Source organism: Shinella sp. G-2, from assembly GCF_050172695.1.
Classification (GTDB): Bacteria; Pseudomonadota; Alphaproteobacteria; order Rhizobiales; family Rhizobiaceae; genus Shinella.
Window position 1 is genome coordinate 1 of record NZ_JBBEYH010000014.1, and the last position, 22,955, is coordinate 22,955.

The 22,955-nt window shown below is 60.9% G+C and carries 24 protein-coding genes; 19 read left to right on the plus strand and 5 right to left on the minus strand.

The window, feature by feature from the left end:
• Positions 1–15: 15 nt before the first annotated feature.
• The 4 genes from V8U06_RS19115 to V8U06_RS19130 form a co-directional block, all read right to left on the minus strand.
• The gene (locus tag V8U06_RS19115; RefSeq protein ID WP_427142028.1) at positions 16–1,164 is read right to left on the minus strand and encodes an RHE_PE00001 family protein; all 1,149 of its coding nucleotides are present in this window, start codon (positions 1,162–1,164) and stop codon (positions 16–18) included.
• Positions 1,165–1,426: 262 nt separating this feature from the next.
• On the minus strand, positions 1,427–2,338 hold the full coding sequence (locus V8U06_RS19120; RefSeq protein WP_427142029.1) for a nucleotidyltransferase and HEPN domain-containing protein: 912 nt from the start codon (positions 2,336–2,338) through the stop codon (positions 1,427–1,429).
• 556 nt (positions 2,339–2,894) lie between these two features.
• Entirely contained in the window at positions 2,895–3,482 is a 588-nt protein-coding gene (locus V8U06_RS19125) for a thermonuclease family protein (protein ID WP_427142030.1), read from the minus strand.
• A 1-nt stretch (position 3,483) separates the two neighbouring features.
• Positions 3,484–4,107: a hypothetical protein gene (locus V8U06_RS19130; protein ID WP_427142031.1), complete on the minus strand. Its 624-nt coding sequence runs from the start codon at positions 4,105–4,107 to the stop codon at positions 3,484–3,486.
• Positions 4,108–4,189: 82 nt separating this feature from the next.
• On the opposite strand from V8U06_RS19130, the gene V8U06_RS19135 reads away from it, so the two are divergent.
• The 15 genes from V8U06_RS19135 to V8U06_RS19205 all read left to right on the plus strand — a co-directional run bounded on the left by V8U06_RS19135 (position 4,190) and on the right by V8U06_RS19205 (position 18,292).
• A complete protein-coding gene (locus V8U06_RS19135) occupies positions 4,190–4,750 on the plus strand; it encodes a lytic transglycosylase domain-containing protein (protein ID WP_427142032.1) in 561 nt (186 codons plus the stop codon).
• A gap of 43 nt (positions 4,751–4,793) precedes the next feature.
• Positions 4,794–5,117 (plus strand): TrbC/VirB2 family protein, encoded by a 324-nt coding sequence (locus tag V8U06_RS19140; protein WP_427142033.1) that lies wholly within the window; start codon positions 4,794–4,796, stop codon positions 5,115–5,117.
• A gap of 1 nt (position 5,118) precedes the next feature.
• A complete protein-coding gene (locus V8U06_RS19145; RefSeq protein WP_306035903.1) occupies positions 5,119–5,409 on the plus strand; it encodes a type IV secretion system protein VirB3 in 291 nt (96 codons plus the stop codon).
• The gene (locus V8U06_RS19150; protein ID WP_427142034.1) at positions 5,406–7,817 is read left to right on the plus strand and encodes a VirB4 family type IV secretion/conjugal transfer ATPase; all 2,412 of its coding nucleotides are present in this window, start codon (positions 5,406–5,408) and stop codon (positions 7,815–7,817) included. Before V8U06_RS19145 ends, V8U06_RS19150 begins: the two co-directional genes overlap by 4 nt.
• Before the next feature lie 70 nt (positions 7,818–7,887).
• Positions 7,888–8,973, plus strand: coding sequence for a transglycosylase SLT domain-containing protein (locus tag V8U06_RS19155; protein WP_427142035.1), 1,086 nt, complete (start codon positions 7,888–7,890; stop codon positions 8,971–8,973).
• A gap of 8 nt (positions 8,974–8,981) precedes the next feature.
• A complete protein-coding gene (locus V8U06_RS19160; RefSeq protein WP_427142036.1) occupies positions 8,982–9,698 on the plus strand; it encodes a type IV secretion system protein in 717 nt (238 codons plus the stop codon).
• A gap of 184 nt (positions 9,699–9,882) precedes the next feature.
• Entirely contained in the window at positions 9,883–10,902 is a 1,020-nt protein-coding gene (locus V8U06_RS19165; RefSeq protein WP_427142037.1) for a type IV secretion system protein, read from the plus strand.
• Between the two features lie 55 nt (positions 10,903–10,957).
• Positions 10,958–11,191, plus strand: coding sequence for a hypothetical protein (locus V8U06_RS19170; RefSeq protein ID WP_427142038.1), 234 nt, complete (start codon positions 10,958–10,960; stop codon positions 11,189–11,191).
• A gap of 14 nt (positions 11,192–11,205) precedes the next feature.
• Positions 11,206–11,577 (plus strand): hypothetical protein, encoded by a 372-nt coding sequence (locus tag V8U06_RS19175; protein ID WP_427142039.1) that lies wholly within the window; start codon positions 11,206–11,208, stop codon positions 11,575–11,577.
• Between the two features lie 146 nt (positions 11,578–11,723).
• Positions 11,724–12,458 carry a virB8 family protein gene (locus tag V8U06_RS19180; RefSeq protein WP_427142040.1) on the plus strand — a complete coding sequence of 245 codons (735 nt, stop codon included), beginning with the start codon at positions 11,724–11,726 and terminating at the stop codon, positions 12,456–12,458.
• The gene (locus tag V8U06_RS19185; RefSeq protein ID WP_427142041.1) at positions 12,455–13,240 is read left to right on the plus strand and encodes a TrbG/VirB9 family P-type conjugative transfer protein; all 786 of its coding nucleotides are present in this window, start codon (positions 12,455–12,457) and stop codon (positions 13,238–13,240) included. Before V8U06_RS19180 ends, V8U06_RS19185 begins: the two co-directional genes overlap by 4 nt.
• Positions 13,237–14,637 carry a type IV secretion system protein VirB10 gene (gene virB10, locus V8U06_RS19190; RefSeq protein ID WP_427142042.1) on the plus strand — a complete coding sequence of 467 codons (1,401 nt, stop codon included), beginning with the start codon at positions 13,237–13,239 and terminating at the stop codon, positions 14,635–14,637. Before V8U06_RS19185 ends, virB10 begins: the two co-directional genes overlap by 4 nt.
• A complete protein-coding gene (gene virB11 / locus V8U06_RS19195; RefSeq protein WP_427142043.1) occupies positions 14,634–15,632 on the plus strand; it encodes a P-type DNA transfer ATPase VirB11 in 999 nt (332 codons plus the stop codon). Before virB10 ends, virB11 begins: the two co-directional genes overlap by 4 nt.
• Positions 15,629–17,731, plus strand: a complete 2,103-nt coding sequence (locus V8U06_RS19200) for a type IV secretory system conjugative DNA transfer family protein (RefSeq protein ID WP_427142044.1) — start codon at positions 15,629–15,631, stop codon at positions 17,729–17,731. Before virB11 ends, V8U06_RS19200 begins: the two co-directional genes overlap by 4 nt.
• Before the next feature lie 123 nt (positions 17,732–17,854).
• Positions 17,855–18,292, plus strand: a complete 438-nt coding sequence (locus tag V8U06_RS19205; protein WP_427142124.1) for a helix-turn-helix domain-containing protein — start codon at positions 17,855–17,857, stop codon at positions 18,290–18,292.
• 102 nt (positions 18,293–18,394) lie between these two features.
• Here the strand turns inward: V8U06_RS19205 and V8U06_RS19210 are convergent, their stop codons facing one another.
• Positions 18,395–18,589 (minus strand): DUF2934 domain-containing protein, encoded by a 195-nt coding sequence (locus V8U06_RS19210; protein ID WP_427142045.1) that lies wholly within the window; start codon positions 18,587–18,589, stop codon positions 18,395–18,397.
• Between the two features lie 265 nt (positions 18,590–18,854).
• Between V8U06_RS19210 and V8U06_RS19215 the strand changes: the two genes are divergently transcribed.
• From V8U06_RS19215 to V8U06_RS19230, 4 genes are all read left to right on the plus strand, one after another.
• Positions 18,855–19,244: an antitoxin Xre-like helix-turn-helix domain-containing protein gene (locus V8U06_RS19215; RefSeq protein WP_427142046.1), complete on the plus strand. Its 390-nt coding sequence runs from the start codon at positions 18,855–18,857 to the stop codon at positions 19,242–19,244.
• Entirely contained in the window at positions 19,241–19,936 is a 696-nt protein-coding gene (locus V8U06_RS19220; RefSeq protein WP_427142047.1) for an RES family NAD+ phosphorylase, read from the plus strand. The genes V8U06_RS19215 and V8U06_RS19220 overlap by 4 nt, the downstream gene beginning before the upstream one ends.
• 211 nt (positions 19,937–20,147) lie before the next feature.
• Positions 20,148–20,414, plus strand: coding sequence for a helix-turn-helix transcriptional regulator (locus tag V8U06_RS19225; RefSeq protein WP_427142048.1), 267 nt, complete (start codon positions 20,148–20,150; stop codon positions 20,412–20,414).
• Positions 20,415–20,426: 12 nt separating this feature from the next.
• Positions 20,427–21,671, plus strand: a complete 1,245-nt coding sequence (locus tag V8U06_RS19230) for a type II toxin-antitoxin system HipA family toxin (protein ID WP_427142049.1) — start codon at positions 20,427–20,429, stop codon at positions 21,669–21,671.
• The last annotated feature ends 1,284 nt before the right edge of the window (positions 21,672–22,955 follow it).

The following is a 22,955-nucleotide window of genomic DNA, read 5'->3' on the forward strand; positions in this document are numbered from 1 at the left end:
ACGTTGGCGCCACCATTATACTACGCCCCACGCCCGAAACCTCCCCCTCCCCGTCATCTCGCGGAGCTCGAGCTCCATCACGATCCGCCGCGCCGCCTGCGGCGTGACGTCCAGCGTCTTGGCCACCATCCCGGCCGACACCAGCGGTTTCGCCATCACCAGCTCGACTAGCTCCGGTAACCTCGATGAAGTGCGACGCCCCTCCAGCTTCCGCTCGAACATTTTTCGCGCCAACACCAACCGGTCATGTTCTTTCATGCCGATCTCTGCGGCCGCGGTAAGGCCCCGGGCGATAGCGAGCAGCCGAGTCTCCCTGCAGCGATGCCGGCGCCGATCGACGGGGATCGTTTTGAGGCCAACATTGACGGCCGCGAGATGGGCGCCGGTGGTGATGCCGGACTGCCTCAGGATCGACGCGGCAAGCAGCCGGCCGAGCCAGGGTGCGTGCTGAAGCACGGACAGCTCGTTCCAGGCATCGAGGGCGATGATTGCTTGCAGCACTGCCGGCAGGTTTTCTGCCTGACGCAATACGCCACGCCATTCCTCCAGCCGGGCATCCTCGTACCAGTCGAGATCGTAAACGAGCGGGTTCCTCTCGGCAGACCGGCTGTCCGCTGCTTGGCTTGGTCGCATAGCGTCATCGATTGCCGCCTTGGAGCGGGCGAGCACCGCATCGATCGCGGCGTAGTCGATGTCGGGGAGATCCTCGATGTCTTCAACATCTTCCCCCTCCCCTATTGGATCGGTGGCGACCACCCGCCTGGTGGCGCCGACCACCGGCGTTTCATCCGTTTGGGCCGCCGTGATTTCCGCTGTTGTTCGAAGAGTGCGAATTCCGTCAGGCGACAGCGCCCAATCTGCGGACTGGCCGGTGATCCGCCGACGGGTGCGCAACACATCGTGGGCGATGGTCAGTTCGTGGGTGGGAGTGCGAATATCTTTCGTGGCGTCATGGAGGACGACGTCTTCGAGTTGAACGAGTTCGCCGTCGATCCACAACGAGGCGCAGGCATCGGCGAAGTGGGTGCGTTCGATCCAGCCCGCGCCAACTGGGGAACGGGCTATGCGCTCGTCCAGACGCGTCAGCGCGATAGCGGCGCGGAAAGCCGGCTCCATCAGGGCTGTCATGCTGATTTTCGCGAGATCGTAAGCCATTGAAATCATGATAAACGAATCGTTAAACGAACTCTATCCGAATATTGCGGTTCCTAACCGCGTATGATTTTGGCTTGGATTATCTACCATCGATAAGTAACCCTTATCGGAAGTGAAGTAGAGCTCCAAGAGCAATGTATCACCACATTGGACTTCTTGTGCGACGATTACTTTAAATTCTACTCCCATTAAACCCCCAGAGGAATGGACGCTGTAGAATAATGAACGTACGACTATAATCTGGCTGCGATGAAGGTGGACCTTCGCAGATTCAGCTCGCTTCCCGCTTGAGAGCGCTCAAATGGTCGAGGCAGGCTTCTTTCACCAGTTCGAGCAGGAGACTGGTGCGCTCTCCAAGCCACGCAAGCGCCTCAGCGCTGATTTGGAAGTGCTTTGAATATCGAGCCTTCACATAGGCTTCGCCTAATATATTGAACCAGGCTCGTTCGCGATGCTGGTCGCGGGGAAATGCGTCAGTCAGCCGGCGATCTTGTTCTTCGGCCAATGAGCGGAGGAATTTGACGTTGTGCGATGGTGGCGCGTAGTTCGTCAGCGTTAACAATACGCACGAATAAGCTTGTTCAAGCGCTTGATGCAATTCGAAGGCAGCGACACGAAGATTCCCGTTGGCCGCGTAAAAGCGGCTTCCTTTCATAAAGGTTTCGGCGAGTTCGAACCTATCGTCAAAGTACTCCTTCGCAATCCGCAATCTATCCGCCGGCGAAAGGATGCCAGGCTCCGCCAACGGCTCATCGTCGAGTTCATAGAGAACGACGCCGTCATGGCGAATTTCGGAAAAGAAGTACCGCCCTTCCTTCAGAGAAGAATTCACCTCGCGTCTGGAATGCACAATAAATTTGACAGGTGTATCGATCAGAGGATCTCGGTTCAGTCTATCCTCGGCCTTGTGCCAGAACGCCGCGAAATCGCATAGCTTACGGTGGTTGACGATGACCAGCAGATCGAAATCCGACCGGTAGCCCTTCATCGTGAACGGCTCGTCGACCCAACCGCCCTTCGCGTAAGAGCCGAACAGGATGATCTTCAGAATGCGCCCGCGCTTCTTGAAGTCTGCCGTCCCCTCCTTCAACGCATCCTCGAACTCCTCGTGCAGGATTTCGATAGCGCGCGCCAGCTCTCGCTGCTTGCGGGGCGGGATATGATCGAGAGAGGACTTCATCATGGACAGGGCGATTATTCCAAAGGGCAATAGTAAGGGCAGAGAAGTCTAAGCCGTTGGAGATTCTACATGAAGCATCGAAAACGGCAACCGGACGGCCATCGCCAAATTCTCGTCGCCGGCGAACTGGAGCTTCCATTTCTGCAATTCAAGAGTGATTTGGGGCCGCATTCTGCGCGTTTCGCGGCCCGTTCGCCCTCCAACCGCGTCTTTCGCGCTTCCTCGCGCATGCCTGTGCCTCCGCACTTCACAAAAGTTTAAAGTATAGTTTCCTCTTTCGACGCGTTCCGCGCTTGGAATGTGCACAGGCCGCAATCTATCCTTCCCGCAACGGTTGTCCATAGAACCCGCGTGTGGCCGCTGCGGCCAGGCGCGCTCAGGCAGCCGGGGAAGCGTCGAAGCATCGCCCAGGCACGCGCAGGAAGCCGTTCGAGGAGCTGTCATGACCATCCAAACCGCATCCGAGCTCGTGATGGCACTTGCCGACCAGGTGACGCGAAAGAACAGGCCTCTTGGGGATCTGGCTGACCAAACGGGCCTCCCTCTGGAGCGCCTGCGGCTACTCCACCGCGGCGCCTGGGAGACGCTGACTGTGATGGAGATCGCCGCCATCCTGGAGGCCCTCGAACTCGACCTCAGAGACCTCTGACTGTTCGCCGCGGAGCAGGAGTGCGCTTGGATGTACAAACTGTCCCGCCCACAAGCCACTGCCATCCTCTTTCGCCACGCCCTCAGCGACGGCGTAAGCGGGCAGCACGGCGGCGCCCGACGGCTGGACGGCGGCAAAGGCGAACCCGGAGGAGATCAATGCGGTGCCAACATCCAGGGCCGCATCTCCCACCTCGGCCGCGCAGACGACGAAGGTGGCATCGTCCTTTGCCGTCCCGACCGGCTGGCACGCGATGGTGTTCGTGGAGAACAGCGCCGCCAATGCACCGATCGAGCGCAGCCCGCAATCGCCCTCTTCGCCGTCAGGCAGCCTGTATCGCGTATCCCGGAGACAGGCTTGCACGCCGAACAGCCTGAATTTCGAATCTTCGTGAACCCACGTGTCGCCCGTCTCGAACTGGACCGCAGCCGGAAAGGACATAGCCCCCCCATCTGCGGCCGCCGGCCATGAAGATAACAGCATGAGGAGCGTCGACATCTCAGTCCGCATTCTGGAACCCCATCGATCGAGAGAGAGCCTGAGAGGCCTCCAGGTCCTGGCGCCGGGAACGGCCATCCGGCGTTCGGGCAATCGCGGCAAGGCCCAGGTACACCATGCTGTCGTCATCGTAAACCGTCCGAAGCGGCTCCCCCTCGCCGCCGACCAGCAGGAAACAGGAGGCTGGCAGGGCTCGATCGCGGTCTTCGTCGAGAACGAGGGTCTTGCAGAGAACGACGCTGGCACGGCGGTTGTAGACGACACCGGCATAGTCTTTCGCCGCGTCAGCGCAACGCCACACCTGGATGCGATTATAGACCACGGACTCCGAGGGACACGGATTCAAGCCGCGCAGCCTTATTCGCCAGCCCGCGAGCGCGCGCTCTATCGGGCCGTCGATGATCACATCGCTCGTGAGCCTTTCCACCGTGCGCGCGGCCAGATTTCCGGCGGCGTCGAACCGTTCGAGGACAAAGATCTTGACGCCTTCCACAGCGAACTGACGCAGATAGCGCGGCGGCGGCTCCGCATAGGGATCCACGCCCTCGGCGGCGGATGCGGCGATCCCCGGCCCCAGAAGGAGCGTGACAGTCGCTATAATTTTGGGTTGCACTCTAAAGATCATCTCGACCTTCCCCTGTTGACACGAATTTATCCGGCGAATAAATTATAGTTTATTCGTATCGAGCATCAACCGGGAATACGCTTTGAAAATCCACCTCTCCGCACTCCTCGTTCTTCTCTCGGCCACGACCGCGAATGCCTGCGCGCCTGTCGAGACCCACCGCGTTTCCAAGATGATCGAAGCCATTGCGAAGGAAGAGGCGCTGGACCCGGCACTCGCGCTCGCCGTGGCAGAGGTCGAGAGCGCTGGCGGCAAGCGGCAGGTCTCCGAGGCCGGCGCCGTCGGCATCATGCAGCTGATGCCGGAAACCGCTTCGGACTATGGCGTTGCCGATCGCTGCGACCCGGAATCCAACATTCGCGCCGGTGTCCGCTATCTCAAAAAGCTCTACAGCGAGTTCGACGATCCGCTGCTGATGCTCGCCGCCTACAATGCCGGGCCCGCGCGCGTCTATGAGAAGGGCGGCATCCCGGAGTTCAACGAAACCACCCTCTATATCGCCAAGGTCATGAACCGCTGGTCGCTGAACGCCAAGGCGTCGATCGCCGCGGAAAAGCGCGGCGGAATCCGCCTTGCCCGCGAGGACACGGTCGCCCTCGCCCCCTCGCCCTGGCGTGACCAGCACGTCTGGACGGCCGAGTAGCGCCGCCTCCTCCATTCTTTGCTCCAAACCGAAGGACATACGCATGAGCATCTTACCCGTCCCGTCGCGCGCCCGCAGAAAGACCATCCTGTCCCTGGCTGTGCTTGCGACCTCCATCGCGCTTGTGCCGGAGCTCGCTTATGCGCAGTCGGCCGCCCCCGTCGAAGGCATTCTCGAATGGTTCGTCGGCGTCCTGCAGGGTAGCGTCGCGCGCTCGCTCGCCATTATCGCTGTCTGCTTCCTCGGCTTCCTGTTCCTGACCGGGCGCATGGCCTGGCAGGGCGCGATCTCCATCGTGATCGGCATCGCGATGATCTTTGGCGCAGCAGAACTGGTCGATGCCATGAAGTCTTCGGCGGGTATCTGACATGCGCGACGATGCGCCCGATGTCGAACCGCTTATCCAGCCGCTGACCCGGCCGCCGATGTATTTCGGGGTCGACATCATGGTGTTCGTGGTGAACGGCATCTTCGGGATCGTCGTCTTCATCGCATCGTCGAACTTCCTCGCGCCGCTGGTCGTCCTGCCGATCCATTTCGTCGGGCTCTACCTTTGCCAGCGGGACATCCACATCGTGCGCGTCGCACAAGTCAGCCTGTCCATGCGGCGGGCGGTCCGCAACAGACGCTTCTGGAAAGCCGTGAGTTACGCCCCATGAGCATCGTCAATCACGACCTGAAGTTCGGCCGGGAGCGTGGACGGGACCTGGGGATCGGCACCCACGTCCCCTACCTCCGGCACGTCGATGAGGAAACCATCGTCACCAAGGCGGGCCTGCTGCTGCAGGTGATCCGGCTGTCTGGTTTGCCCTACCAGACGATGGATCAGGCGGAGATCAATGCCCGTCTTGCCAACCGCAACATGACCGTCCGCTCGCTCGGATCATCGCGCTTCGCCCTCTATGCCACCATCATCCGCCGCCAGATCGAGCCCGACATCGAAGGCGACTTCGATAATCCCTTCGCCGCGGAGCTGAACGCCCGCTACATGGCCGGGCTGAAGCACAGGACGATGTTCGTCAACGAGCTGTATCTCACGGTTATACGGCGGCCGATGACCGGCCGGGCGGGCAAGGTCGATCGTCTGTTCGATGCTTTCCGCAAGGCAGATGGCGGCGCCGAAGCGAGGGATGAGGCCCTACGGGACCTCAATGACATGGTCGCGGGGATCGTCGGCGATTTCCGATCGTATCGGCCTGAGGTTCTCTCCTGCGTTACGCGCGACGGAGGGCTCTATTCGGAGCCAGCCGAGTTCTTCGCCAAGATCCTCGCCGCCGGCGATGCGCGCGCAATGCCCCTGCCCCGCATGTCGCTCGCCGACTATGTCGGCACCGGCCGGATCCTGTTCGGCCGCAAGGCGGCGGAAATCTGGTCCTCGGACGGCACGCGTTCCAAGGTCGCAGCGATGGTGTCGATCAAGGAATACCCTCCGATGACAACGCCCGGCCAACTCGACGGGCTGCTGCGCCTTCCCTACGAGTTCATTCTCACGCACTCCTTCGCCCCCGAGGATCGCACGACAGTGACGGAGGCGATCGCGACGATCAGCCGGCAGATCTCCAACTCCGACGACGGCGGGACTGCCGTGGAAGACGATATCGAGACGGCCCGCGACCGGCTGGCCTCGGGCGAGGTCGTGTTCGGCAAGCACCATATGACGGTGGCCGTGCTCGAGCGTGATCTCTCCCGTCTCAACCGCGCCGTCGCGGATGTCACGGCCGAACTGGCGCGCATGGCCGTCGTCGCGGTTCGCGAAGACCTAAACCAGGAGGCGGCCTGGTGGGCGCAATTGCCGGCGAACTTCGCCTATATCGCGCGCCAGGGGCTGATTTCGTCCGTCAACTTCGCCGGGCTGTTTTCCGCGCACAACTTCCCATCGGGCCAGACGCACAAGGTTCATTGGGGGCTGCCGATTTCGCTCCTGGAGACTACCAGCCAGACCGCCTATTTCTTCAACTTCCACGAGGCCGACGTCGGCAATTTCACGGTGATCGGCCCGACCGGCTCGGGCAAGACGGTGGCGCTTTCGTTTCTGCTGGCGCAGGGCATGCGCGTTGAACCGCGGCCACGCTGCGTCTTCATCGACAAGGATCGCGGCGGCGAGATTTTCGTGCGGGCCATGGGCGGGCGATACGAGCGGCTGTCGCCGGGCGGGCCGACGGGCTTTGCGCCGCTGCAGCTCGACGATACGCCGGCCAACCGAAGTTTCGGCAAGACCCTGGTCTCCTACCTCGTCACGCCGTCTGACCGGGTGCTCAATGCCGAGGAGATGGCCGTCATCTCCGATGCCGTCGACAGCATCTACACCGATTTCGAACGCCCACAGCGCCGCCTCGACATGCTGGCCGAGGCCCTGCGCGGGCGGATGCGATCCAGCATCGGCGACCTTGCCGACCGCCTTAAAGAATGGACGAGCGGGGACAAGGGCTGGCTCTTCAACAATCCGGCCGACAGGATCGATTTTGCCGGCGCACTGATTGGTTTCGATATGACGGAGATCCTGTCTGATCGGCGAACCCGCTCGGCGGCCCTTCTCTACATGTTCCATCGCATCCAGGAGATCCTCGACGGCCGACCCTCGATGATCTTTCTTGATGAAGGCTGGCGACTCCTCGACGACGACGTCTTCGCCTCCTTCATCAAGGACTGGCTCAAGACCATCCGCAAGATGAACGGCATCGTCGGCTTCGGCACGCAGTCGGCCGCCGACGTCGTGCGGTCAGATCTCAGCAACACGATCATCGAACAGACGATGACCAACATCTTCTTCCCCAACGCCGCAGCCGACGAGGACAGCTACCGCAAAGCCTTTGGCCTTTCCGAGAAGGAGTTCCGTTTCGTCAAGCAGGCAGACAAGGCGAGCCGAACCTTCCTGGTCAAGCACGCCCAGGATTCCATCATTGCCCGCCTCGACCTCTCGGCGATGCCGGATCTCGTGAAGGTCCTGTCGGGGCGCCCCGAGACCGTGCGCGAATGCCAGGCGCTACGGGAGGTGCACGGCGAAGACCCGGCCGCCTGGCTGCCCCATTTCTGCGGATGGGACATCGCGAGGGCCGGGAATGCGTAGCCGGGTGCCCCTCCTTCTCGCGATCGTGATGGCAGCCATCTCGACCCCCGCAGCTTTGGCGGATATTCCCGTGCGCGACGACGACGTTCAGGAAAAGCGCGCGGAGGATGAGGGCCATTCCCGCAAGGACACGGAGACCCAAGGTCACCGGCTTAAAGGACAGACAGTCACGAACTGCAACATCTCCCGCAAAGAGAAGAGCCGGCGCCTTTATCGCTCTCCCGCACAGGCGGTGAAAGAGGACGCCGGAAACGTCGCGTTGATCCGGCACTATGCGCAAAAGCACAATGTGCCGGTGGGCCTTGCGCTCTCGGTGGCGCATGCGGAGTCCGGTATCTCCACGTGCTCCGGCTCGCCGACCGGCGTCAAGGGCGTGATGCAGCTGACCAAGCGGACCGGCCGAGGCATGGGCTTCGACCGCGATATCAACGAGGAGAATATCGAGGGCGGCGTCAAATATCTGGGGCTGGGGGTCAACAAGTGCGGCAGCACCGACTATCGCTGCCTTGCCTCCTGGTATAACGGCTCAACGCCCGACGAGCAGCGCAACTGGGCCGGCAAGGTCGGACGCAACCACGCCTGGTTCAATGCCTATGCCGGGGGCTCAAATATCGACGACATTCCCTCACCGGCGTTCAAGTCCTACGTCGACTATGGCTCCGGCACCACCCGCGGCTCCAACCGTGCGGCGGCCCGGGCCGTCGATCACGGTGTTTTGGGGATCGACGCGGCGACGGCACGCGCCCGGGACGCAGGACGCCGCATCGATGCGCTCTCGGCCACCGTCGGCGCTTCGGAGATCTACCAGGATGCCTGGGACGACAACACGCAGGCCCGCGCACTCAATGCCGAACTGCTGAACACCCTTATCTCCACCCGAACCCTTTTCAACGAGCTGCTGCAGGCGCGCCTGCAGATGCGGCTTTCGAAGGCGTCGGAAACGTCCAAGGCCCTGAAGGCCGATACCAAGGCCAATCCCTACAGCTGCGATCCCGTCATCCTGACCGAGATGAAAGCGCCGCTCGAGGCGTGGCCCGAGTGTGCCATCGGTCCGGTCGGTCAAGGCGAAGCGTCGGTCATACCCTCCGGCACGTCGGACACGGCGATCAGCAATACGCTCCTTTCCATCCAGAACGCCGCCAACGCTGCCGAATAGGAGGCATCATGAACAGGCTTCTCACCGTCTTCACCGCCCTCACCCTCGCATCGCCTGCGCTTGCCGACATTCCGGTGATCGACAAGACGAACCTCGCCGTTGCCAGGAAGAATGCCCAGAACACCGGTGAGATCATGAAAACGAACGCCGACATTCTGGCAAAGACGAAAGAGATCCTTGAAGCGCTTTCCGGCAACCGCGATGGTTCCATGGGCATCTCGTCGGCCGGCCTCGGCGGGAATATGTCGATCTCCGCCGCACCGTCCTTCTCCTCGATCATGAACGGCGGCACGCTCTCCTTCGGTGGCCTCAGCGCCGATGCCCAGAACATCGCCGCGACGCTCATCAACGGACTTCAACTTGTCAAACAGGTCAAGGCGATCGTCGAAGGCGAGGATTCCGGGGCAATGAACAATGCGTTTTCCGGCGCGGTCAACACGGTTGCCCTGCTCTCCGCGCTGACCCAGCAGGCCTCGAACGGGGTGTCGCAGCGGGAGCAATCGCTGCAATCGGCAACCGGCCAGATCGGTTCGGCAGAGGACGTCAAAGGCTCCGTCGATGCCAATACCCGGATGCAGCTGGAGACGGCGCGCACCATCAACGAGCTCATCGGCGTCTCGAATGGCGCGGTTTCGGCGCTGAACACCGAGATGCAGATGCGGCTGACGCAGCAGTCGGAGACCGCCAAGATGCTGCAATACAAAGACGTCAATCCGTTCAAGTGAGGCCGCATGCGATCGTTCGTTGTCATCATGCTGTCCGGCCTCGTACTTGTCTCCGGCTGCCAGGCGAAGGGGGAGAAAAAGGCCCCCTGCCCCCCGATATCCGGATACGCCGAGAATGAGGATCTGTGCGGGCCGACACTGCCGGTCAACGCCGTCTTCACGCCTGTCCTGAAGGCGTGAGCGCATGGCGGCGACCACGATCATCTCCGACATCTTCTCCAAGATCGACGCTATCGGCGAGACGTTCATCAAGAACGCCTATGACGGGCTCGCGCTGCAGGTGAATGTCCTGTTCGGGTCGATGCTCACCCTCTACGTGATCTGGTGGGGCTATATGATCCTCACAGGGCGAGCCGGGTTTTCCGTGCCGGAAGCAGCCTGGCGGCTCGGCCGCGCCTTCTTCATCTACTTCATGGCGACCAACTGGGCGGCGTTTTCGGCAACGCTCTATAAGCTGGTGCAGTCCGTGCCGAATGTGATCTCCGACACGATCATCGCATCGATCGCCGGCTCCGGCGGCGTTCTTGACGGCGGAACGGACGACACGACCGGCGTCGTGAAGATCCTCGACGCTGTCTTTGAAACCGCGGGCAAGGTCTATGAACAGGTTGCGACCGGCACCTTCGAATATGTCGGCGCGCTGATCGGCGCCGTGGTCTTCGTGGTTGCGATGATCTTTATCGCGGTGGCGGCTGCCGCGATCCTGGCCGCCAAGCTGATGCTGTTCATCACGCTGGCGCTCGCGCCGGTGTTCATCATCCTGGCGCTTTATCGCTGGACCTTCCGCTTTACCGATGGCTGGCTATTGCTGATGGTCAATCTGATGGTCACGCAGACCTTGATGATGGCGTTTCTCGCTTTCCTCTATCAGTTGATCGAGCTCGCCATCAACACGGCCAACAACACCGCGACGGAGAGCAAGCTTTCCTATGTCGCGCCCTTCGTGATCGTGTGCCTTCTCGGAATCGTGGTCTTCCGGTTCATTCCGGCTTTCGCAGCGGCTATAACGGGAAGCGCCGCGCCGGGTGAGGGAACCGCGTCATTTCGCGGAGGCAAGGAGACGATTATCCGCTCCACCAACCAGTTTTCGAGTCGCGCACGAATCTTGAGGACCGGCTTTGCTCGTCGACGGACATCTCTTGATGTTGTGAAGGCCCGCGCGCGCGCGCTCCAGCGGGAAACTGAGAAGAACGGCCATCTTTGAGGCGAAGCAACGATAAGCAAGACTTATCAGATTCGGCTTTTGCGAAGGAGTTTACATGCACCCTTGGAACGATCCGCGTCGTTATCATGCAGCTCTGCATCAGCAGGCTCAGATCAACAAAGAGGCTGCAGAGCGCGATCGCCTCGCGGCCAAGAAAGGCGGCGGTTTCGGTTGCCTCGTTTTTCTACTCGTCGTGCTCTTCTTCAAGCCTCTCGCCGAGTATTTCATCGATCTTTACAACACGCTGGCCGGGTACGCGCATAGCCTTGCAGCACTGCTCGACTTCTGAATGGGAGGTTCACGATGATGAAATCTGCTTCGGCAATCGCCGCCATCCTTGGGATGCTGCCCACCTCGGCATGGGCGCAATCGCCCAGCTCGATCCTCCCTTTGGTCACCGGCGCCTATGCACCGGCCGAAGCCGGCTGCGAAGCGGCGGCGGCGGCGTTCATCTACATCGAGGACCAGGGGATCGGCGCAAACAAGACCTCCGGAAAGGTGCTGTCCGTCAAACAGGACGGCGGCTCTTATGTGCTCGATGTCCTGTGGATCGAAGCGGGCGCCGATGAAACGGACGGGGACCGCGACACGGTCCGGATCGAGGTCGAGACCGAGCGTTCCTTCTTCTTCTCGAACACAGCCTCGGAGAAGACGCTGATGCGGTGGTGCAGCTAACGCCGCGGCGGCGCACCCAAGGCGGACGCCCTTGATCAATCGATGATCGGGGTGCCAACGAACCGATCCAGGCGCGGCGCCGTCACACGACCCGCCTCGTAAACTATAATTAACTCCGCCCTTGCGGGCGGTTGTTGGACACCAAGATGAGCAGTGTAGAATTGACCGGCCAAACACATGAGACGCCCCCGCATGATCTCACCGCCTACTGGAAAGCAGGTGCCTCCTGGGAGATCGAGCTTTACCGGAAGGAGCGCCGCTCGCGGCGCATCGCCTGGACTGTCGCTACAGTCGCCGGCGCCTCCACGATGCTCAGCCTCAGCGCCCTCAATCTCCTTGTGCCTCTGAAGCAGTTTGAAGCTGTGGTCGTCATTGCAGACAAGACCACGGGCTTTGTCGAGGTCGCCCGCTCCCTGGACGAAAGCAAGCTGTCGGAAAACGACGCGATCAAGACGGCTAACATCGTCCGTTACATCCGGGCGCGCGAGACCTACGATCCCCGGGCGCTGAAGGACAATTATGATCTCGCCCAGCTCTATTCGACCGGTCAGGCCGCTTCGGATCTCCGCCAAGACTTCGAGCCTTCGAACCCACGGTCCAAGGACAAGGTGCTCGGCCGCAACACCCGCATCGCCGTCACCGTCAAGTCGGCCTCATTCCTCAATGCGTCGACGGCAACCGTCCGCTTTTCGACCGAGACACGGCGTGAGAACACCCTGCAGCGAGAGCATTGGGTCTCGGTGGTTCGTTTCCGCTACACGACAGCGCCCCTGAAGAACGAATACCGTTTCGACAATCCGCTTGGCTTCCAGGTGGTCGAGTACCGGCGTGACCAGGAAACGCTGCCTGAGACCCTGCCGGCGGACAAGGCGGTACAATGATGCACAAATCGCTCTCGCCCTTTGCAGCGCTCGCCGTGCTTGCCCTCGCCAACGCGTCCGGGGCCGCTGATCCTCGCATCCGCTACATCACCTTCAACAACAATGCGGTCGTGACCGTGCCGGCAGGTCTCGGCGTGTCGACGATGATCCAGCTGGGCAGCGCCGAGACGATCGAGACGATCTCAGCCGGCGATACGGCCAGCTGGTCGATCGTTCCAAAGAAGGGATCCGGCATTCTCTTCGTGAAGCCCTTGCGGGAAAATGCCGAGACGAACGTCAACATCGTCACCAACCAGCGCGTCTATGCACTGCTGTTGAAGGGCTCGGCCGCCGAGGATCTGCGCGCGGCGTTCCAGGTCCGCTTCAAATATCCCGACGAGGACGTTAACGCCCGACTGCTCGCCGCCGCGCAAGAGAGCGTCAAGGATCCGCTCCTCAAGGATCTCGATCCGAGCCGCCTGAACTACGACTACGTGTTCCGGGGCGATTCCAGCCTAAAGCCGCGCGTCGCCTTCGACGACGGCACCCAGATGTATCTGGAGTTCCCGAACGAAATCCCGGCCATCTTCGTGGTCGAGGGCAAGCGGCAGGAGTCGCTCGTGAACCTTCGCACGCAAGGCAGGTACGTCGTCATCGACAAGATCGCCGCGCAGTTCACGCTGCGCGCCGGCGACAGGTGGCTTTGCCTCTATAACCGCCAGGCCAACCGTCAAGCCTTCGATCTCATCGAGGACGCCTACGGGCCGAAACGTCTCGGCGGAACGCAGGAGCGCCAGCGATGAGCAGGATCGACTTCGATCACCTCGACGGACGGAGCAGCGTCGCACGCGAACGCGAGGGGCGTCTCGGCAAGCTCGCCCTTCCTCTCCTCCTTGCCGTCGGCGCGGGCGTGCTGGCCTATGTGAACTGGCCGGGCGCGCAACAGACATCCGCCTTAATCGATGGCACGGGAGAGACCTTCGAAACTTCCAATGCCAGCATCCGCAATTTTCCCGAGGAGCCGGTGAAGCAGGCGGCCGATCCGAACCTGGTGCAAATCCCGATGAAAGAGGAGAAGAAGGTCGATGCCAGCACCGTCAACGTCACGGTCAACCAGGGCGACGATCTGGAAAAGCTGCGCCAGCTCGAGGAGGCGCGTCGGCGGGCAGAGGAAGAGCGGCGCCGCGCCGAAGAAGAGGCGCGTCTCGCCGAACTGGAAGCGAAACGTCGCGAGGAGGAAGAAAAGGCGCGGTGGGAGCGGCTACGCTCGGACCAGATCATCATCGACGGCAATAGCCGCGAGAGCCTCGCCGGCGAGGAGCAATCAGTGACGATCGCCGAAGACGGCCAGCTCGTCGCCGTGCCCGGCGCTGAAAGCGATGCGAACAAGGCTTTCCTGGCACAATCGGAAAAGCGGGCCGCCGGCATCGTCAAGGCGACGCGTTTCGATCGAACGGACGCGCTTGTTGCCCAGGGCACGATGATCAGGGGGTTTCTGGAAACGGCGATCAACACCGACCTTCCCGGGATGGTGCGCGCCGTCGTGCGCGAGGACGTTCGCTCGCTCGATGGCACACGCATTCTAATTCCCAAGGGGTCGCGCCTGATCGGGGAATACAAGTCCGGGATGGCGCGAGGCCAGAAGCGCATCTTTGTCGTCTGGTCGCGGGTCATTCGGTCCGACGGCCTCTCCGTCGAGATCGCCTCGCCGGGCGCAGACCGTCTTGGCCGCGCGGGACTTACCGGGAAGATCGACACGCATTTCTGGAAGCGTTTCGGCTCCGCGATCATGCTCTCGGTGATCGGCGGCGCCGCAGAGTTCGTCTCGGCGCTGGGCGATACGGCCACGGAGGCCGCCCGGACTATCTCCACAATCGATCCGATCACCGGCGCGGTCACGACGATCACGACCGAACCGAGCCGCACCGCGAGCGAGGCGCGTTCGATTGCAGCGGAAAAATCATCGGGCATTCTCCAGGAGATCGCCAATGAGGCCTTCAAAAACAGCGCCAAGATCCCGCCGACCATCCATGTCGCCCAGGGCGAAGCCATCATCGTCTATCTGCGGCGCGATCTGGATTTCTCGGATTTCTATGCCGACCCGCTGCGGGAGGAGATGACGCGGCTGCGGCGCGGCGGAGCGATCCGACGCAGCGTCGATCCGACCCCCTACTACCCGATTGCGCCGGTCTACAAATGAGCCCGTTCCCGTTTCTCGTCAAAGCGTTGGAGCGGCTGCGGCCCTACCTCTCGGATGAGCGCGTCTCGGAGATTTCCATCAATCGTCCGGGCGAACTCTTCATCGAGCGACTTGGCGTGAGCGAAATGGAGCGGGTTGTCGACGGCCGGTTTACCGCCGAGTGGATACGAACCTTGAGCGAGCGCGTGGCGGGCTCCACCGACCAGGTCGTCAACGATGAACATCCCATCCTGTCGGCGTCTCTGCCGACAGGAGAGCGCTTTCAATGCGTTCTGCCCCCGGCAGCGCCCGAAGGCGGTGCGATCTCCATCCGCAAGCAGGTCATCCATGACATCGGACTGGAGGTCTATCGGGAATGCGGCGCGTTCGAGCAGACCCGGATCGGGCGGCGCCTCGTGCTTTCGGCTGTCGAAGAAGAACTCACCGCCATGATGCACGCCGGCGTCGACGCCATGGAGTTTCTTCGCACAGCGGTGCGCTCGCGCGTTTCGATCGTCGTGTCCGGTGGCACGTCGACGGGCAAGACCACCTTTCTCAACGCCCTCCTGAAGGACGTGCCGGCGGACGAGCGCATCGTGACCATCGAGGACACCCGCGAATTGAAGCCAACTACCCGGAACACGGTGGCGCTGCTTGCGTCGAGAGGGAGCCAGGGCCGCGCCAAGGTGACGCCGCAGGAACTGCTGGAAGCCTCCCTGCGCATGCGCCCGGACCGGGTGATGCTGGGCGAGCTCCGCGGCACCGAAGCGTTCTCCTTCCTCCAGGCGATCAATACCGGGCATCCCGGGTCCCTGACCACGGTCCACGCCAATTCGGCACGCTCGGCGTATGAGCGCCTGGCGCTCATGGTGATGCAGAGCGGCATTGCGCTGCAGAAACGGGACATCATCGACTATCTGAAGGACGTCATCCCCGTGGTCGTGCAGCTTGCGCGCCTCCCGGACGGACGCCGGGTCGTCTCGGAAATCGTCTTCACGAAGGCAGACAGGCTTTGAACCCGGCAATCCTCCTGCTCGGGCTGGTTCTCGCCGCAGCCATCTCCGCGGTTGCGGCCTCTCTGGTTTACGCCGGTCTCGTCTATGCCTTCGACAACTCGGCCGCGATGCTTCAGGCGTTACAGGACGATATGCTTGCATCCTACCGGGCCGCGCAACTCGATCTTGCCGTTGGAAAATGGCATAGGCCTGCCATCGCGGCCGCCTCCGGCCTGATCATCGGCGCGTCGGTGCTCGTCGCCGCCTTAGCCGGAAAGAGAAAATCGACGGATGCGCGGTTCCTTAAACCCTTCGAGGCTCAAGCCCTCGGCCTGACGCGAACCGGCGGGGTTTTCGTCGGGCGGATCGGCGGCAGCCTGGTCAAGGTCCCGGGCCGGTTCACCGAGCGTGGATCCGCGCGGCGCCGACGCACAAGACCTCTGCTGCTCGGCGGAAAGAAGCTCTGGGTCGATGGCGACGACGTCGGCGGCTTCGTCATCGGCCCGCCCCGATCGGGTAAGGGCGCCGCATTGATCATCCCCAACTGCCTGCTCTGGCCGGATAGCATCGTCGTGCTCGACATGCGCGGCGAAACCTACGAGGCGACGGCCGGCTATCGCTCGAAATTCTCGCGCGTCCTGCGGTTCTCGCCGGCGGACGAAAAGGGCGAAACGGAATGCTATAATCCGCTCGACTTTGTCGCCATCGATCCCGATCAGCGCGACATCGACATCAACGCAATCGCGGCGGCCCTTCTGCCCACGCCGAAGGGCGATACCTACTGGGTCTTCGATGCGCGGGCCCTGCTGGCCGGCGTCATATCCTGGGTTCTGGAAAACCCTGACATTCCCGACGACGACAAGAACCTTGGAAGGGTTCTCCTCATCACCGAGGGTGGCGACCGGTCGCTGCGCGCCTGGTTGGAGGAGGCCACCGACCCTGCTTTGCGCGCAAGATGGGTCAGTTCCTTCACCTACACGACGCTCGCCCGCTTCGCGGTCATGGCCAGCAAGCAGTTCGACGGCGTCTACGGTGCGCTTGCAGCGGCAGTGCGCCCGTTCAAGAACAACCGCATCCTGCGGGCAACGGCGCGATCGACCTTCGACATTCGCACGATGCGCCGGGAAAACATGAGCTTATACCTGGATTTCCGCATCCAGCAGGTCGGCTCGATCGGGCCGATCTTCAACGTGCTGATGGTCCAGTTCATGGATTACATGTCGCGCACCATGATGCGCCAAGGCGAACGCAGGGTGCTGGTTCTTCTCGACGAGTTTCAGAACCTCGGCAAGCTGGAAAACGCCCTTACGGCCGCGAGCGTCCTAGGGGGCTATGGGGTGCCGTGCTGGTTCTTCGTCCAGTCGCTTCGCGCCGTCGACAATGTCTACACGCGCGAGGGCCGGCAGACGCTCGTCAACTCTGCCCGCGTCCAGATCTTCCTCGGCGCTCAGGATCCGGAGGATCAACGCTATGTTTCGCAACTGCTCGGCGAACGGAAGGACGTGACGATCGACAAGGCCATTTCCACGGGCGCCACCCTCTTTGATCGGAAGGGGGCGACCATGTCGCACAGGTCGGCGATGCGGCCGTTAATGCGTCCGGACGAACTCGGCGCGATGAACGAGAGCCGATGCATCATCAAGATCAGGAACCAGCAACCGATCTTCGGCGTCCGGAATCTCTACTATGCCGATCGACACCTCGCGCCGCGCGCCTGGCGACCGCTCCGCCAGGCAAAGGAACTCCGTGTGACAGGTCCGACGACAGAGATCGTCGCGCAGGAGGCCGTGCTCGACCACTCTCGAATGGCAGCGATCGTTCCTGGCGGCGCTTTCGTGGACAAGCACGCGGCATCGACTACTGCCAGCGCAACTCCGCGCTTATCGCACGAACGACGACGCTCTCTCGATTACAGGGACGCTGGAAAAGTGGCCATTGGTGTTGCCTCGGGGTCCCCGCCCCCGAATTTCAAAGGTGCCATGGAACGAAGCGCCATCCGGAAGGCCAGTGCAGAACAAGCGCTAGCCGCTGTTCTATCTCAGCTGGAAGAAACTCCGAAGAAGAAGCGCGCAGTCCGGAAACTACGAAAGGACATTGCTGGAGCCTTTTCCGACGACTAGCGCCGGCGCGACCGCCGTCGCAAGCCGTTGTATAGCGTCACACATTCTGTCGTACTTTGTCCTGCCCTGATGTAAGGATTGAGGGAGAAGATCCGACGTGTCCTGGGGAGGAGAAGACCGATGATGCCGAGCGCACAGATCAAGGCGCCGAATGCCGTTGATATTGAGGTTGGACGGCGCATTCGGCAGCGCCGCGCAATTTTGGGCTTTACTCAAGCCGCGCTAGCGGAACATCTGGGGATCACCTTTCAGCAGGTCCAAAAGTACGAGAAGGGCACCAATCGCGTCGGGTCGAGCCGATTGCAGACCGTAGCGCGGTTTCTGGATGTCCCGATTTCTTACTTCTTTGACGACCTTGAGACTCGACGTTCCGTCCCGTTGGATGATGCGACTGTCACGGTTGCAAGCTTCTTAAGTTCGGGCGACGGCTTGGCACTGAACCGCGCCTTTTTGAACATCAAGAGCGAAAAAGTTCGGCGGACGTTCGTCGCTATGGTCAAGTCGCTTGCCAACGACCAGGACAATGATGAGGGCAACAGCGAACCTTCGGCAAATGTGTAGGCTTGATTGCTGCTGAGCATTCGGCGCTGGCCCATCCACATAAGGCCACACGACCGACTGTGCTCCGAGCACCCTGGCTTTGAAGCAAGGCGTGAATGAGAATCAACTCGGAGGCGGGGGGCGGCTTATCAAGTTATCCGGATCTCGTTCGCTATCCGCCGCCTTGCCGCCAAGCTCGGCATCCACTTCCTTCTCCGCCTGAATCCAATGATCAAGAGCTACCCCGTCGGGGGTGCCCTCTCTCTGCCAAATCTCATGCGCGCGTTCCCGGATCCGATCTTCTCGGTCTAGGGCCATTGGACCATCTCCTGTTGCATTGTCAGGATCAACCTTCCCCGTCTCTGGATGTTCCAAGAGAGAGCGTACTGACCAAGTTGATCACGGTGAACTGCGCTGGTCACCTTCCAGTCGTGCTGAGCTGTCCAGCGATCGGGGTAAGAACACAGTGGAACCGCCCAACGGAGAGACGACTTGCTCTCCTCGACCGCCAACGCCAAGAACGAGACCATATGGACTTTACATACAGGTCAGATGGACTATCTTTGGTCTATAGGAGACCATTATGCAGCTCGTCGCCAAGCCGCACAAACCTACGGAACTCAATGCCGTTGCGCTGAAGGCCTACGCCAGGGTGGCCGATGCCTGGTCGCTTAGTCTTCGAGAGGCTGCAGCTCTCGCTGACATGTCGGAGAGTACCTGGAAGCGCGCGCGCAAGCCGGGTTTTGCGGGCGAACTGACGAAAGACCAGCTCCTGCGATTGAGCGCAGTGATCGGCATCTACAAGTCGCTCGAACTTTACTTTTCGGAGCAACTCGCCCGAAGCTGGTTTACCCGACAAAATGCCGGCCCGCTCTTTGGCGGCGCGCGCCCCGTCGACACTGCCATCGACGGTGGCCTCCCGCAGATCCTGGCGATCCGGACCTATCTGGACGCGCTACGGGGCGGCGCATGAGAAAGACCGAATTGTCGGTCCGCGGTCTGGTCCGGTTATTGCCCGCAACCTATCACAAGCCGCCAGCACTCCGCGGGCTGGTCGATACCGACGAAGAGCTGGACGTCCTCGCCGAGATCGAAGGCATGACCAGTGCCCGCCTGCTCGCCGAACGCGGGCGCAATCCACATCTCGATCCGCGGGAACTTGCCTGGCGGCGGCGTACCCACGACCTCAGAATTTATGGTGACACGCATGTCAATGCGGCCTTCACCTATACCAGGGCCGGCGGCAATCGCTTCAATTCCGAGGAGCGCGGGGCTTGGTATTGCGCCTGGGAAGCGATGGTGTCGGTCGCGGAGGTCGCATGGCATCGAACGCGCGAGCTCGGATTTACCGGATCGTATTACGACAGCGCCCGCTATGTCGAATTGCTCGCCGATTTCATTGGGGAGTTCGACGACATGACCGACGAGCCCGGACACGCGGCTCTAAATCCCGATCCGCAGCTCGGATATCTCGAGGGACAGGAGCTTGCCGCGCGGCTGAGGCGCGACGGAAGCCGAGGCCTGATCTATCCCTCCGTCCGCGCACCCGGCACAAACTGTCTGGTCTGTTTCGAGCCCGGAGCGGTTCAGTCTGTCCGGCCAGGCGCGTCCTGGGACCTCGTCTGGGAAGGAACGCCGGACTATTCCGTCATCGCCATATCGTAGCAGAGCAAGATGCAGTTCAATCTAATCGGCATTATCGAAATTCTGATGGTTGCCACCCTCGCAGGGTTCTTCTTGAGCAACGGCAACAGAAAAGCTTCCCGATCGGGAGGGTTCTGATCGCAACATGGCCGCCCTTCCCTTTCGGTAAGTTTTCATGGATTGTTGTGAATTCTTCCTGTACGGTAAGCCAGAATATGGAGGGAGACCTATCATGATCCGTTCGGCGGCAGAATTCGGCGCGCTTGTCCGAGAACACAGGAAGAAGCTGGGATGGACGCAAACGCAGCTCGCGGAGCGCTGCGGCACCGGGGAACGTTTCGTGGTCGATCTGGAGAACGGCAAGCCCAGCTGTCAGCTCGAGAAATCCCTGATCGCGGCCAGAACGGTCGGAATCAACCTCGGTGATCTGAATTCGGTCTCTCCCTCGCCCGCTCCAGCGGCCGATGATGATCTCGGCTACCTGCCACGCTTTCCCTGATCGGATACAACCTTGACGACGATCTACTACGAGAAATGGCCTGTGGCACACTTGTCGGACCAGGATGGCCTCTCTCTCTCTTATCACCCAGAGTGGGAGAAGCGGGCCTCTGCCTTCCCCCTGTCGCTCACGATGCCGATGCGCACCGGTAGCTATGGCCCCGAACGGGTCATGCCCTGGCTCGCGAACCTGCTGCCGGAAACCCACCTCTCTGAAATCGGTCAGCAGCTCAAGGTCTCACCCCAGGACGTGCTTGGTCTCCTGATGCGCGTCGGTCGCGATACAGCGGGTGCCTTTTCGATCGGTGAGCCGCGACGGGAGGGAGATAATTTCCGCATCGTCGATGACGAGGCAGCACTTGAGCGCATCATCGACGAGCTTCCGGAGCGGCCTTTCCTGATCGGTGAGCGTGGCGTCTCGATGTCGCTCGCGGGCGTCCAGGATAAACTGCCCGTTTACATCGATCACGACGTTCGGATCGGTATCCCGCTTGACGGCACCCCCTCGACCCACATCCTGAAGCCCGACATCAAGCGTCTCGCGGGCAGCGTCACAAACGAAGCGTTCTGCATGATCCTTGCCAGGCTCTGCGGTCTAGACGCCGCCGAGGTGACAATGGGCCGGGCAGGAAAGCGGGACTATCTCCTTGCGCGCCGCTATGACCGGGTTTCCGACGGCCAGGGGATCATCCGCCGCATACACCAGGAGGACTTCTGCCAGCTGCTGGGACTGTTCCCGGCAGAGAAATATGAGCAAACCGGTCTCGGTCGGCGTGGCGGCGCATCTCTGCCACAGATGTTCGAGGCTTTGTCGCGCCTTGTCTCGCCCGCGGAACGCATCCGTCTGCTCGACGCGGTGATCTTCAACATCCTGATCTGCAATTCGGACTCGCATGCCAAGAACTACTCCGTCCTCGTCGGTGCATCCGGCACGGCGAGGCTTGCACCGCTCTACGACCTGATGTGCGCGGCACCCTACAAGCAGGTCGATCAATCCCTGCCCCAGCAATTGGCCGGCAAGCGCAATGCGGATGAGCTGTACGGAAAGGATTGGCGTCAGTTCGCAACCGACGTCGGACTCAGCCCTGCCACCGTGACCAGGCGCGTCAGAGAGCTTGCCGCTCTTGTAGCGGCCAAAGCGGACGAAACGCTGGAACAGATGCGGTCATACCCGGTTTCGAACCGGGAAATAGCCTCCAACCTCGTCTTCCTCATCAAGAAGCGGTGTCGACGGATCGAGCGGCAGATTTCAGGCTGAAACCCGGCGAGATCAAAGCATAATACAATTTAGATATATTGTCATCGCTTCCTCACTTCACGTTTGCAGTGACGTCAATGTCTAATGTTACAGGCGAATTGCGATATATGTTTAGTGAGTAGGAGTGTGTCTTAAATGGTATACTCCAAAAAGCTCCCAGGGCAGCTCCGCAAGGATAATGGTTTTCCTTACAAATTCCGCCAATTCTCGTCTTAACTTTGTCGGAAAGATTGCCGACGACTTGCATTGCTTCACTTCCAGCAAAACCATTCGCAACCAAAGTTGCTACGACGTCGTCGTCCTCGGCCATGTTTGCGAGTACTCTGCTCAAGCAAATTTCCATGTCTTCAACGGTACCGAAGTCGGCCCATCGAAGAACGTTTTTCTCTGGATCGGAGACGCAAGCGGCGCGGTCTGGCCATTGGTATGCGGCAAACACAAGCGATAGTGGGAGAAAGCCCATAGGTTCAAATCGAGTATAGGTACCGATCCTCGTCTTTATGCCTAGTGCGCGGTCTTCTTCCGTTGGGTTATTGCGCGACCGAAGGAACGCATCGAGGACACCGGCGAGTAACGCGAGCGCCGCTGCAATTGCGAAAAGGGTTGGGAAGATTGGCCTAGGAGACATGAATCACATAACTGACTTCGACGGATACGCCTTTTGATTGATCTGTGTCATCATTTTTTCAGGCTAGATTGAAATCATTGCCGTCGTCAATCGGGGGGCACGATATTGTGATCCAAGAAATACGTTATTTATCAATCCCTTATGTTACCTGAGGGCCGGCATGCTCGCGCGCGCCACTCGGGTTTGGATGCGTTGGGTGCGAGTCCACACCTGTTGAAGAGTTGAGCTACAGCCAACAAAATGCCCTGGCGAAAAAGATCGTCGATCGGTGTATAGCCCAAGGTGTTAAAGTCGGATCCCGGGAGATGGAACCTTGTGCACAGGCGGAACTCACTCGTGAATTGGCAATGCGTCGTAAGGCCGCAAACATAGGACCAGCGATTGGCGCTGGCCTTTCGGCATACGGCCAGTCGCTTCAACAAAGCGGCAGCTATCGACCGTTGAACTGCACGACAACTCCGCAAAGCACTTTCGTCGGCGACACACCGAGCAGCTACAGCACCTCCTGCTATTGAGATAGAGAAGGTAAACGGTTGCGGGCGTCACGGCATCGCTCCGGCCGAATGCTCGTTGTCATGCGTTATCTCGTATTCGGAGACGCTCTGGCGACTTGCAATTAAGGCCTTGGGAACAATCCGGCGGGCCAGGAATTCGGC